Source organism: Micromonospora sp. NPDC049102, assembly GCF_043197485.1.
In the GTDB taxonomy this organism is placed as follows: Bacteria; Actinomycetota; Actinomycetes; order Mycobacteriales; family Micromonosporaceae; genus Micromonospora.
The window spans coordinates 59,078-71,123 of sequence record NZ_JBICTE010000038.1 but is presented as its reverse complement, the minus strand read 5'-3'; the positions used below and the strand labels follow the sequence as shown (position 1 = coordinate 71,123).

The following is a 12,046-nucleotide window of genomic DNA, read 5'->3' as shown; positions in this document are numbered from 1 at the left end:
TCCTGCGCCTGGCCTGCGCTCTCATCTGCTACCGCCGCGCCGACCGACTCAACCTGTTGACCAGCAACAAACCCAACTGACACACGGTCTAAGGCCAGGTGTCTCCGCCGAGCATGACTCCATGATCCATAGCCGGTGGGCAATGCATGCCTGAGCGACCCGTCGTGCGTGACGACGCCACCATCGACCATCCGCCACCTCTCGAGCTGCCGCGGGAGCCGCACGACAGCGCCCGCGACGCCGCCGACACGCACGGCGCCGACGACCACGAGAGCCACGACCCCTACCAACCCCTGTAGGCGGAAGGACCCCCATGAGATTCACCACCCTCGCGGCAACGCTTGCCGCAGCGGTCGGTCTGAGCATCCTCCACCCGATACCGGCGTCCGCAGCCGAGCCGGACCCCGGCCCGGCCGCCAAGATCGCGCCGACCCTGAAGGACCGATTCCGCACGCAGCCGGCCTCCGACTTCTGGATCACGTTCCAGACCAGGGCCGACCTCGGGCCGGCGAAGAAGATCGCCGACTGGACCGCCCGTGGTCGCTTCGTCTACGACACGCTGGCCGCGGCGTCGAAGGACTCCCTGGCGTCCGTCTCCACCGAACTCGACCGGGCCGGGGTGAAGTACACCTCCTACCCGATCGCCAACGCCGTGCTCGTCAAGGGTGGCAGCGAGAAGCTCGCCCTCGACGTCGCCGCACGGGTGCAGGTCGCCGAGATCCACGCGACGCCGCAGGTCGCCCTGGTCGAGCCGGTGGACGAGAGGATCCCCACTGACCGGGCTGCCCGCCCCGCCACCCCGAAGAAGGGCGCGGACGACACCGTCACGTGGGGTCTGGACGCCATCCACGCCCCGCAGGCCTGGGCCATGGGCGCCACCGGCGCCGGCATCACGGTGTCCAACCTCGACTCGGGCGTCCAGTTCGACCACCCCGCCCTCATGCACCAGTACCGGGGCGCGAAGCCGGACGGCACCGTCGACCACAACTACAACTGGATGGCCACCCGGGGCTCGTGCACGGGCGCGCCGTGCGACGACAACGGACACGGCACGCACACCATGGGCACCATGGTCGGCGTCGACGGCACCGACCACGTCGGCGTGGCCCCGGACGCGCAGTGGATCGCGACGAACGGCTGCTGTGACAGCACCGGTGTCGAGTCGCTGCTGCGCTCCGGCTGGTGGCTGCTCGCCCCGACCGACCTCGCGGGGAACAACCCCGACCCGGCCAAGCGTCCGCACGTGGTCAACAACTCGTGGGGACAGACCGTCGAGCACGACTTCGACGACTTCTTCCAGGCCGTCGACGAGGCCTGGACCGCGGCGGGCATCTTCAGCACCTGGTCGTCAGGAAACACCTCGCCGTACGCGGCCTGTGACACGGTCTCCTCGCCGGGTTCCGCTGCGAGCGCCTACTCCGTCGGCGCCTACGCCGAGGACGGCACGATCGCGTCGTTCTCCCGCAAGGGCGAGGGTGAAGGAGGCCGGATCAAGCCCGAGATCTCCGCGCCGGGTGTCAACGTCCGCTCGTCCTATCCGAACAACAGCTATGTCGAGATGGCCGGTACGTCGATGGCGTCACCGCACGTCGCCGGCGCGGTCGCGGCGCTCTGGAGCTACGACCCGACGCTGATCGGGCAGGTCGACGAGACCCGTCGCCTGCTCGCCGAGTCGGCCACCAACGTCGACGACACCGAGTGCGGCGGCACCGCCGAGGTCAACAACAAGTACGGCGAGGGTCGGCTCGACCTCGTCCGCCTGCTCGAACTGGCGCCCCGCAAGGGCGGCACCCTCACCGGTGTCGTCACCGCCGACGGCGCCGGAGTCCCCGCCGCCGACGTGACGATCAGCGGGCCGTTCAGCCGGTCGATCGGCACCGACAAGGACGGCCGGTTCACCACGAACCTCCCGGTGGGCGACTACCAACTCAGCACCAAGGTCTTCGGCTACCTGACGGCGACCGCCACGGTCAGCGTCTCCCTCGGCCAGGACACCTCGGTCAAGCTGCCACTCACGGCCGCCACCAGGCACGACATCAGCGGCCGGGTCCTCGACGACAAGAAGCAGCCCGTCCCGAACGCCGACGTCTCCGTCACGGACACGCCGCTGAAGCCGGTGCGCACGGACGCCAACGGCGCGTTCACGATCGCCGGTGTCCCCGAGGACGCGTACAAGCTGACCGTCAAGCCCAACGCCTGCTTCTCCCCCGCGACGGTTCCGCTGACCGTCGGCGCGCAGAACGAGCCGTCCGAGATCCCGGTCGGCCTCGTCGTCGACAAGGGCGGCTACAGCTGCGCCGTCTCCAAGGGCGAGTACCTGCGTGGCACCGAGCCGGTCACGTTCGGCAGTGGTGTGTGGGCGACGGTGCAGCTGCCGTTCCCGATCACGCTGTACAACGGCAGCCACGACACCCTCGGCGTCGGCCTGCGCGGCGTCATCGCCCCGGACGCCAGCACCGGCCCCGACTACGGCGGTGCGGGCGCCTTCCCGTTCTACCTGGAGACCCCCGTCGAGTTCGCCCCCGGCGGCGGTGTCTTCACGGCCGCCACCAAGGTCAACGGTGAGGACGCGTTCGTCGTCGAGTACCGCAAGGCCAAGCTCTGGGCCTACCCCACCCGCTCGGAGTACACGGAACCGGTCACCTTCTCGGCCACGTTCACCCGCTCGGGCACGATGATCTTCGGGTACGGCGACGGCGTCGGAACCGACGACCCGGTGACCGCCGGCGCGAACGGCGTCACCGGCATCCAGGGCTGGGCCGGCGTCGACGGCATCCGGTTCTCCGACCACGCCCCGGTTCTGCGGGACGGGATGATCGTCACCTACGACCTGCCGGACTTCGGCTACCTGGACGCGACTGTCGTCGACAAGAACGACGGGCAGCCGGTTGCCGGCGCAAAGGTCACCCTCAGCACGAAGGACGGACTCGTCGAGACCGTCACCACGAACGGAACGGGCATCGTGCACCGCCAGCTTCCCGTCGGCGATTACACGATGACTGTCGAGGCGCCGAACTACACGACCGGGTCGTACCCCTTCTCGCTGAAGAAGCTCTACGCGAAGGCCACGATCGACGCGCGCCTGGTCACGGGTGTCGCCGGCCTGAAGGCCGACGGCCTCGATGCGCTGCTGGGCACCGACCAGAACGGCACGGGCTCGCTGACGCTGACCAACAACGGTTCCGCTCCCCTGACGTACAACCTGGGCGAAGCCGCACGGCACCCCGAGCTCGACGCCGCCGGCGCCACCGGACGCACCGGCACGGGCGCGGCCAGCACGATCGACCTCGCCGCGTGGAAGGCCGGTGCGAGCGGCATGAAGCCGTCGAACGTCGACGGCAAGACGGCGACGTCGAGCACCGCCGAGGCACAGGCGGCCGCCAAGGTCGGCGCGACCTCCGGCGGCGACGTCATCACCCGGATCGCCATCCCGGGCACGATCGCGGAGAAGGAGCCCTCCGGCATCGGGTACGACGGCGACGTCTGGGTCCACGACTACAACGCGCGGACCAACACCGCCTACACGGTGACGGGCAGGAAGACGTCGAAGGTCTTCGACGCGGCGTGGAACCCCGCGTACCGGGCGTTCGACATGGCGCTGGACACCAAGACCGGTGACATGTGCCAGATGGAGGACAGCCCGGCCAGCTTCATCCACTGCTTCAACCGGGACACCGGCAAGGAGACGAGGCAGATCAAGGGTGACTGGTCCACGTTGCAGTTGACCGGTCTCGCCTACAACCCGACGGACGACGTCTTCTACGTCGGTGGCCGGGCGAACGGCATGATCGGGACCGTCGCCGGCACCTCGCACGACAACCCGGGCGCGCTGCTGTCCTTCTGCACCCCGCCGCTGTCGGAGGTGATGGGTCTGGCCTACAACCAGGCGTCCGACACCATCTGGTACACCGACCTCACCTCGAACCGGCCCACCCGCCTGCTGCAGGTCGACCCCGACGACTGCTCACTGGTGAACGCGTGGTGGTTCCCGGGTCAGAAGGCCGGCCAGGGCGGCGGCCTCGAGACCGACTCCACCGGCGCGCTGTGGGCGGCCGACCAGATCGCCGACGACGTCGTGCTCGTCGACGTCGAGGACGACCTGATCACCGACCTGCCGTGGCTGTCGCTCTCCTCGAACGGCGGCACCCTCGCCCCCGGTCAGTCGACGACCGTCAAGGTCTCGATCTCCTCGAAGGGAGCCAAGCCCGGGGTCCTCGGCGCGAACATCGTCGTACGGTCCGACTCCGGGCGTCAGTCCAAGACGTACGTCCCGGTGACGCTCACGACCACGAAGTACCAGGTCGGGGTCAACGCCGGCGGCGCGAAGCTCACCGACGGCGCCGGCTTCACCTGGTCGGCCGACCAGCCCGCCGGCAAGAAGGCGTGGGGGTACGAGGGCAAGACGAAGGTCACCTCCACGAAGGCCGCGATCGGCGGCACAACGGACGACCTGCTGTTTCAGTCGCAACGCACCTCGGCGGACAAGCAGCTGTCCTACCGCTTCCCAGACGCGCCGAAGGGCACCTACGCCGTCGACCTCGGATTTGCCGAGATCGACAAGGCGGCCAGGGGGAAGCGGGTGTTCGACGTCCTGATCGACGGGGCCCTGACGGACTACGCGTACGACACGGCCGCGGCCGTGGGGCCGAACGCCGCCGACTGGCGTAAGGCTGTCGTGCAGCACGAGGGCGGTCCGCTGACCGTGGAGCTGCGCGGCTCGAAGGGCCTGAAGGCCCCGAGCATCGCCGCGCTGCGGGTGACGCTCGACCCACGGGCGGACGCGGCGGAAGAGGAGCCGCAGCCCGAGCAGCCGGACCCGGGCCCCGTGCCGGTGGCTCCCGCCGGCCGCTCGTACACGATGAAGGTGACCGAGGGGCTCTACCGCCAGGGCACCCAGGAGTCCGGGTGGCACGGCGACGACCTCTGCGGCGTGCTGTGGTTCGACGCCGACTACCTCCAGCCGTTCTACGACACGGCCTGGGACGGCGTGTGCGTGACGACGAACGGCGCTCTGACCTTCGACCGCGTCAACACCTCGGGGGGCAACACGGCGCTGCCGTCGACGTACCCGATCGATGCGATCTATCCGTTCTGGGACGATTTCGTGGTCGACGACGAGGCGGGCATCTACTTCGGCACCACCGAGGTCGACGGGGCGGCGGCGCAGGTCGTCGAGTGGCGCAACGTCGCCTTCTACAGTGACCCGACGGCTCGCGTCAGCTTCTCGGTCACCCTGATCGCCGACGGACGGATCCAGATCGGGTACGGCGACGGCGTGGGCGGCGACAACCCCCTCACCAAGGGCTCGTCGGCGACGATCGGCGTGGAGAGCCTGACGCGCAACCCCGCCGGCCAGTTCTCCTTCGACCAGCCAATCCTGCGGGCCGGGTTGGGGCTGGAGTACACCATTCCGGCCGCGGGCACGATCGAGGGCACCGTCACCGACAAGAACGACGGCAAGCCGATCGACGGCGCGATGGTCACGCTCAAGGGGCCGGCCGGCGAACGGGTCATCACCACCGACGTCAAGGGCCGGTGGAAGGCCCAGGCACTGGTCGGCGGGAACACCGTGCAGGTCGAGGCGCCGAACTACGTCACCGCCAGCCACCCCGTGACGATCGCCAGGAAGGACCAGGCCGAGGTGGTCGACACGGCGTTGACCACGGGCATCGCCACCGTCACCGGTGCCGAGCTCGACTGGCTCCTCGACAAGGGCCAGAAGGCGACGGCCGACGTCACCGTCGCCAACACCGGCTCCGCCCCCCTCCAGGTGCGGGTCGGCGAGCAGAAGCGCACCAGCGACGGCGGACACGAGGCCGCCGACCTTCCCTGGCTCACCCTCACGGGCGCGGCCGCAACCGGCACGGTCACGGTCGCGCCTGGCACGTCCACCACGGTCACGGTGACGGCCGACAACGCCGGCATCAAGCCCGGCGTACTCGTCGGGGACGTGCTCGTGTCGTCCAACGCCGGCAAAGGTGAGACCCAGCTCCGGCCGGTCCGCCTGGCGACGTCGGCCTACTGGAAGGGCGTGGACGCGGGCGGGTCGGGGTACGTCGACGCCTCGGGCTTCTTCTGGGCGCCCGACCAGGCACTCGGCTCGCGGCCCTGGGGCTACGTCGGCGGCAAGGCGCACACCACCAAGGCCGACATCGCGGGTACGAGTGACGACGCGCTGTTCCGCACCCAGCGGACCGGCGACACGTTCAGCTACGTGTTCAAGAACGCCCCCGCCGGGACGTACCGGATCGGCCTCGACTTCGCGGAGATCGAGAAGGTCAAGGTCGGCAAGCGTGCCTTCGATGTGCTGGCCGACGGCAAGGTCGTGCTCTACGACCACGACGTGCAGGCGAAGGTCGGTGCGCTGAGCGCGGACACGAACACGGTCACGGTCGAGCACACCGGTGGCGATCTGACGATCCAGTTCACCCGCGAGAAGGGCGAGGGCGACCCGATCCTCAACGCCCTGAAGGTGCAGGAGGACCCGCGCCTGAAGAGATAGCCGCTCGCTGGCCAGAGCCTCCCCGGCGACGTCGCCGGGGAGGCTCTGACGTTACCGGCACGCGCTGCGCCGATCTTTACGCCCTTGATGGGAAGCCAGCCTTCTGCTGGAATTTTATCTGTGCAGATAACGCCGGAGGTTGATCGAAAGACGCGGATTCTCGAGGCGTTCGTCGAGTTGCTGGCCGAGCACGGCTACCCGGGGGCCACGTTCGCGCGGATCGTCGTGACGGCGCGACTCAGCAGCACGCGGCTCATCACGTACCACTACGACACCAAGCAGGAGTTGGTCACCGCGGCGTTGCGCCACATCGGCGAGCGGGCGCAGCAGTTCATGGTCCCGGCGATCGAGGCCGAGTCGTCGGCGCGCGGCAAGCTCGCCGCGTACCTGCGCTCGAATCTCCGCTTCCTCGGCGAACGACCGGCGTACGCCCGCGCGGCCGTCGAGATCGTCCGCAACCTGCCCCGGGACACCGCGGCTACGGATCTTCGCGAGGACGTGCCGGTGCTGCTGCTGGCGCAGCTCTTCGTCGCCGGCCAGGAGTCCGGGGAACTGCGCCGGTTCGACCCGGTCGTCATGGCGGCGACGGTCCGCGCCGCCGTCGATGCTGCCGTCGAACGGTTCACCCGCGGCGAGGGGATGGACCTGGCGGCCTACGCGGAGGAGTTGTGCGAGCTGTTCGATCGCGCGATCGCCGCGGACCCGACCTCGAGGGACCTCGGCGAGGTGCTGCGGTGAGGCCGGTCAGGAACGACGCCCAGCCGACGCCAACCGCCGCCGGGCGTCCGGGACAGGGCGCGCGCCGCGCGCCCTGGGCGCCGGCGTGCTGGCCGCCACCCTCGCCGCGGGGGCGGTTCCCGCGGCGAACGCCGCCCTGGTCGCCGCACGCAGCCGGCGCATCGACGTCGCGGGTCTCGTCGTCGTCAGCCTCTTCCTGGCGGGGGGCGCGCGAAGCGTGGTCACCGGGGACGCGCGGCTGCTGTACGTCAAGGACGGCTGGCTCACCGGTCTGCTCGGCGCGTGGGTGCTGCTGTCGCTGACCATGAAGCGGCCGTTCATGCTCCACCTCGGCACGGCCATCGCCACGGCAAAGGTCGGTGATGAGGGCGCCGCGGCGTGGCAGCAGCGCTGGACCGACGATCCCGTCTTCCGGCGCCGACTGCGCCTGGTGAGTGTGGTGGTCGGCGTCGTGCTGATGCTGGACGCGGTGGTCCGCGTCGCGATCGCAATGGTGGTCGACCTCGACGCGGTCGCGACGCTCACCAACGTGCAGTACCTCGTCATGCTCGCCGGCCTCCTGTCCTGGTTCTTCTGGTACACCGGCCGGCACGGTCTGCGCGCGTGAGCCCGAGGACGCGGACGACCGCGTCCTACGTTGAGCTCGCCCCGCGCCGGGGCTGGTCAACCACGTTCGGACCGTGTGGGTGCAGACGACGGGGACGGTGCCCGACGTGCAGCGGCACCGCGTACGGACCGCCGCTCCGAAGCCGCGGTCGCCGAGCACCTCGGACTGACGGCGAGCCCGTTCCGGCGTCGCTGCCAATGGGCGGGGGGAACACGGCCGAGGTCGTTGCAGCGGACGTGCCGCTCACGTGGAGTCGTGATGACCGCCGCCACTTCGCCCGTGCAGGCTGCCGACAGCCATCGAGGCGGCGTGCGCGGAACTGTTCCGCACAGCTCGAGCCCTGTGCCGCCGCACCATTCGCAAGTCAGGCTTACCGCCAGATCGCAGAAGCCAAGGCGCCCTGGCAGTTCGCGCTCATCCATCCATGGGAGGTCGGATGTATCAGAAGTTACTCGAACGGACGATCGCGATTGTGGGCCTGGGCGCGCTGGCCCTTACCTCGATAGTCGCGACGCCCGCGCAGGCGCAGTCGGCGGCATCGGCCGCGCAGTGCACCCTGGACGACCACTGCTACGGGGTCGTGTATTGGGGGGTGGCGGATATCTCCGCCGTGGAATTCGAGCTCGGGGTCTATCAGATGCAGGTCAACAACCCCGGGAACAACTTCGCGACAGCGGAGGCCTGGGTAGGATTCGATGCCATCCCCTATGACCCGAACAACTACTGGGTCGAGATGGGAATCACCCGTGGCGCCAGTGTCTGCGGTACGGGTCTCGTCTGGTTCACCGCCAGTCAGCTTCCCGGCCACGGCTACGTGGAACGGTGCCACGGCGCAGCCACGCTATCCAACACCAAACACCTCGTGCGGATTCAGGAAGCCACCAACGGCACGTGGGACATGTACCGCGATGGCGTCTCCGTGACCCGCTACACGGGCGCGCCTTCAACCACGGAGAACGCCCAGATCGGTATCGAATCCGCCGCGAACAGCAACGTCGTCAGCATGACGGGCGGAAAGCTCAGATACCGTACGGCCGCAGCGAGCCCGGTGTGGAAGAACGGCTGGGCCAGCCCGAGCTACCCCAGCTATGACGACGCGGGCGGCACCCCGTGCTATTCGTTGTGGGTCTCCCAGCCCAACGACATGCGGGCCCGCTGCAACCTGCCGCAGACGGCCGCCGCGTCCACCGAGGCCGCGCCGGCCGCCACGTCGGCCCTGCAGCAAGCGCAGCGGATCGCCGCACTCGCCGGTGACCCGTCGCCGAGCGCCGTCACAGTGGCCGACAGCACCCCGAAGGCCGCCACCGCGCAACTCGGCACCGCCGTCGACAACGCCTCGACCGTTACGATCGTAAAGTTGAGGGGGAAGTTCACCGGCCTGGCATTCCCCCGGCCGCAGGGAACTGCCGCTCCGACCGGAGACGCGTTGACCGTCGTCCTCGACAAGGAGACCGGCACCGTCCTCACGACGCAGTTGACGACGAACCTCCCGGGCTGATCCCGGCAACACGGCGAGCCCTGGCCAAGCGAAGATCCCGGTCGGCGCGGCGGACGAACGCCGCACCGACCGGGATCTTCTTCAGGCACCGGCGCGATAGGCGGCCGCGACCCGTGCGTGACGTTGTCCATCGCACCGGCCGGCCGTGGCATTGACACATTTCGTTACGTGATCTAGCGTCGGGTCGAATCGGTTCGACCTCGGACCGGATGCTCCGGCATCCTCCGACGGCCGGTCGCGTGGTGTTCGGGCGAACGTTGTGGCCACCGCCGATTCGACGGCTGCTCGGTCCCGCATGGCGGCGAGACCAGTGACGGGCACCCGTGGCCCGAGCCGGCCGTCCTCGTGGGCACATCACGTCTTCAGGGTTTCTCGGCGGCGAGCCCGGTGGACGGAGTGACCGACGGTGACGGAGCGCGCGGTCGTCGCACACCCTTCCACCAGAGCAAGGAGATCCAGCTGTGCCACTTCGCAGACTGTCCGTCCCCTGGATAGGGGCAGCCATGGCGGCCCTGGTCCTGATTGCCGTCGGAACGTACGTCGTCACGAGCGTCACTCCGGCAGCCGCGGCCACCACCGCCGGCTGCGGTAAGGCGCCCGGACTGACCAGCGGAACCCACACCATCCAGAGCGGCGGGAAGAGCCGCAGCTTCATCCTCCGGCTACCCGACAGCTACAACAACACCTACGCCCACCGGCTGGCCTTCGGCTTCCACTGGCTGGGCGGCACCGCCAGCCAGGTCGCGTCGGGCGGGACCGACGGCGCGCCGTGGGCCTACTACGGCATGCTCTCGCAGGCGAACAACACCACGATCTTCGTGGCCCCGCAGGGCCTCAACAACGGTTGGGGCAACGCCAACGGTGAGGACGTCACCTTCACCGACGACATGGTCCGTGTGATCGAGAACGCCCTCTGCGTCGACACGACACAGCTCTTCTCCGTCGGGTTCAGCTACGGCGGCGCGATGAGCTACTCGTTGGCGTGTTCCCGGCCGACGGTGTTCCGCGCGGTCGCGGCCATCGCGGCACCGGGAGCGATCAGCGGATGCAGCGGCGGCACCCAGCCCGTGGCGTACCTCGGGATTCACGGCATCAACGACAACATCGCGAACGGGCGGGCACTACGCGACCGGTTCGTCCGGAACAACGGATGCGCCGCGCAGAACCCGCCCGAACCGGCGGCGGGCAGCCGGACCCACATCACCACCGCCTACTCCTGCCAGTCCGGATACCCGGTGCTCTGGGCCGCGTTCGACGGCGGCCACCAGCAGGGCCCGGTGGACGGGTGTGCCGGCTGTGAGAGCGGCGCGCGGAGCTGGGTCAAGCAGGAGGTGTGGAACTTCTTCGCCCAGTTCGGGGGCGGCACGCCGCCCACCACTCCCCCGCCCACGACTCCCCCGCCGACGACCCCGCCACCCAGTCAGCAGAGCGTGCTGATCGTGGGCAGCCAGTCCGGCCGGTGCGTCGACGTGCCCAACTCCAGCACGACCAACGGTGCCCGTCCGCAGCTCTGGGACTGCCACGGCGGCACCAACCAGCGCTGGACACGGACCGCCAACCGCACGCTGACCGTCTACGGCAACAAGTGTCTGGACGCCAGCGGGGCCGGCAGCAGCAACGGCACCGCCGTCATCATCTGGGACTGCAACGGCCAGACCAACCAGCAGTGGAACGTCAACTCCAACGGCACCATCACCTCCGTGCAGTCGGGGCTCTGCCTGGACGCCGCCAGTTCCGGCACGGCCAACGGAACACAGCTGCACCTCTGGGCCTGCAACGGCGGTGCCAACCAGCAGTGGAGCACGCGTACCTAGGGCATCGTCCACCGCATGTCGTAGACGCGCCGCTCGGGTTCTTCCCGGGCGGCGCGTCGTCTTCGATCCCATCGCGCGAGGTCGTCCACGTGCGATGGCACGTCACGCTGCGCTGCGGCCACGGCGTGCGCCAGCGGGGCGACGCTGCGCCGGGGCCAGTCGCGGCAGGACGCGCCGGAGATTCCCTCCGCGCGATGGCGAACGCGCACCCGGAACTTTCGTGCCGCGGCGACCGACCAACGAGCAGCAGCAACCATCGGAGGACGAATTCATGCGCACTACCAGCCCTTTCGGCTCACAGCGACGCTCGGCCGTCGCCGTCGCCGTCGCCGCCGCGCTCGTGGCGTTCGGCGCCACCGGGTGCGGCTCGTCGGACCCGTCGTCGGCCGCGCAGCCGAGCCCGTCGGTGTCGGCCAGCGCCACTGCTGGCGTGGTCACGGTCCGCGATCCGTGGGTGAAGGCCGCCGACAAGGGGATGACGGCGGCCTTCGGGACCCTGGTCAACGACGCGGACACTGATGTCACGCTCACCAGCGCCGCGACCTCGGCCTCCCCGATCGAGCTGCACGAGATGACCATGAAGGACGGCAGGATGGTCATGCAGCAGAAGCAGGGCGGCATCGTCATCAAGGCCAAGAGCAGCCACGCGTTGGAGCCCGGCGGCGACCACCTGATGCTCATGAGCATCGCCAAGCCCGTGCAGGCCGGCGACGAGTTGACCTTCACCCTCACCTTCGCCGACGGCAGGACCCAGCGGTTCACCGCCGTGGCCAAGCCGTTCACCGGCGCTCAGGAGAGCTACGCCCCGGGCCACGGCGAGCCCATGCCGGGCATGAGCGCCACGCCGGAGATGAGCACGAGCCCAGCATCGTGACCGACACCCCGCG

7 protein-coding genes are annotated in these 12,046 nt (G+C 69.6%); all 7 read left to right on the top strand.

From position 1 onward, the window contains the following. The first annotated feature begins 146 nt into the window (after positions 1-146). Positions 147-299, top strand: a complete 153-nt coding sequence (locus ACGFH9_RS27370; protein WP_393224690.1) for a hypothetical protein — start codon at positions 147-149, stop codon at positions 297-299. Positions 300-313: 14 nt separating this feature from the next. Then, positions 314-6,502: a S8 family serine peptidase gene (locus ACGFH9_RS27365; protein ID WP_393224688.1), complete on the top strand. Its 6,189-nt coding sequence runs from the start codon at positions 314-316 to the stop codon at positions 6,500-6,502. A gap of 120 nt (positions 6,503-6,622) precedes the next feature. Further along, entirely contained in the window at positions 6,623-7,240 is a 618-nt protein-coding gene (locus ACGFH9_RS27360; RefSeq protein WP_393224686.1) for a TetR/AcrR family transcriptional regulator, read from the top strand. Then, the gene (locus ACGFH9_RS27355) at positions 7,185-7,847 is read left to right on the top strand and encodes a VC0807 family protein (protein ID WP_393224699.1); all 663 of its coding nucleotides are present in this window, start codon (positions 7,185-7,187) and stop codon (positions 7,845-7,847) included. Before ACGFH9_RS27360 ends, ACGFH9_RS27355 begins: the two co-directional genes overlap by 56 nt. Positions 7,848-8,283: 436 nt before the next feature. Beyond that, a complete protein-coding gene (locus ACGFH9_RS27350; protein ID WP_393224683.1) occupies positions 8,284-9,345 on the top strand; it encodes a hypothetical protein in 1,062 nt (353 codons plus the stop codon). Between the two features lie 503 nt (positions 9,346-9,848). Continuing rightward, positions 9,849-11,159 (top strand): ricin-type beta-trefoil lectin domain protein, encoded by a 1,311-nt coding sequence (locus tag ACGFH9_RS27345; protein WP_393224680.1) that lies wholly within the window; start codon positions 9,849-9,851, stop codon positions 11,157-11,159. 271 nt (positions 11,160-11,430) lie between these two features. Then, a complete protein-coding gene (locus tag ACGFH9_RS27340) occupies positions 11,431-12,033 on the top strand; it encodes a copper chaperone PCu(A)C (RefSeq protein ID WP_393224678.1) in 603 nt (200 codons plus the stop codon). Positions 12,034-12,046: the final 13 nt, after the last annotated feature.

Bases quoted from the DNA above. Each gene is read 5' to 3' on its own strand.
- ACGFH9_RS27370 (WP_393224690.1), top strand. From the start codon at position 147: ATGCCTGAGCGACCCGTCGTGCGTGACGACGCCACCATCGACCATCCG.
- ACGFH9_RS27365 (WP_393224688.1), top strand. From the start codon at position 314: ATGAGATTCACCACCCTCGCGGCAACGCTTGCCGCAGCGGTCGGTCTG.
- ACGFH9_RS27350 (WP_393224683.1), top strand. From the start codon at position 8,284: ATGTATCAGAAGTTACTCGAACGGACGATCGCGATTGTGGGCCTGGGC.
- ACGFH9_RS27345 (WP_393224680.1), top strand. From the start codon at position 9,849: ATGGCGGCCCTGGTCCTGATTGCCGTCGGAACGTACGTCGTCACGAGC.
- ACGFH9_RS27340 (WP_393224678.1), top strand. From the start codon at position 11,431: ATGCGCACTACCAGCCCTTTCGGCTCACAGCGACGCTCGGCCGTCGCC.